The sequence below is a fragment of the Agrobacterium sp. Ap1 genome (assembly GCF_017313375.1).
Classification (GTDB): Bacteria; Pseudomonadota; Alphaproteobacteria; order Rhizobiales; family Rhizobiaceae; genus Neorhizobium; species Neorhizobium cellulosilyticum.
Genome location: NZ_JAFLMY010000093.1, coordinates 1 through 286 on the forward strand (window position 1 = coordinate 1; position 286 = coordinate 286).

1 protein-coding gene and 1 tRNA gene are annotated in these 286 nt (G+C 57.0%); one reads left to right on the top strand and one right to left on the bottom strand.

The features are described 5' to 3' along the window. The first annotated feature begins 1 nt into the window (after position 1). Positions 2 to 77: transfer RNA gene (locus JZX87_RS31120), tRNA-Ala, on the top strand. A 26-nt stretch (positions 78 to 103) separates the two neighbouring features. Here the strand turns inward: JZX87_RS31120 and JZX87_RS31125 are convergent. Beyond that, positions 104 to 286 (bottom strand): hypothetical protein (locus JZX87_RS31125; protein ID WP_206829662.1); only part of this gene is annotated, 183 nt, incomplete at its 5' end.

Below are 286 nucleotides of genomic sequence, written 5' to 3' on the forward strand. Positions count from 1 at the left end.
TGGGGCTGTAGCTCAGCTGGGAGAGCACCTGCTTTGCAAGCAGGGGGTCAGCGGTTCGATCCCGCTCAGCTCCACCATTTTGTGTCCTGACGCTGTCGCGGCTTTACCGCTGCGCTCCGGACGGGCCGGCCAACGATGGCCGACGGCCCTTGGCCTTGCGAAGCTTTGCTTCGAGGGTGCCAAACGCATCGTTGTCTTCTGAAGAAAATAAAGTTTGCATCGCTTCGATGAAGCGCATGCCTGTTCTGCAAAAATCGTGAAGAGAAGATTGATCTGGAGGCTTCCA